Source organism: Alkalihalophilus lindianensis, from assembly GCF_032843265.1.
GTDB classification, from domain to species: domain Bacteria; phylum Bacillota; class Bacilli; order Bacillales; family Bacillaceae_D; genus Alkalihalophilus; species Alkalihalophilus lindianensis.
The window spans coordinates 1-262 of record NZ_JAWJBA010000519.1 but is presented as its reverse complement, the minus strand read 5'-3'; the positions used below and the strand labels follow the sequence as shown (position 1 = coordinate 262).

Here is a 262-nt window from a genome sequence, read left to right as displayed (position 1 = left end):
CAGAGATACTATTAAAGGTAGCAAAAATCAAATGCAGTACGGTTTTATCAAAATCTGCTCCAACGGAACTGGCATTACGCTTGGCAAAAGAACTAGGCATTACAGCTGTTGGCTTTATCCGGGGGCATGCATTAAATATTTATACAAATCCTGAACGGATTATCATTCCGGAATCTATGTAATAACTGATACCGCTCTCTTTAGGAGAAAGCGGTATTTTTATACTTATGCATCTAATAACCACTATTCTTGAAAAAGGAAC

The 262-nt window shown here is 37.0% G+C and carries 1 protein-coding gene; it reads left to right on the top strand.

What is annotated here, in order from left to right; translation table 11 throughout:
- On the top strand, window positions 1-182 hold a 182-nt coding region (locus RYX56_RS23260), incomplete at its 5' end, for a formate dehydrogenase accessory sulfurtransferase FdhD (protein ID WP_317124244.1).
- Between the last annotated feature and the right edge of the window lie 80 nt (window positions 183-262).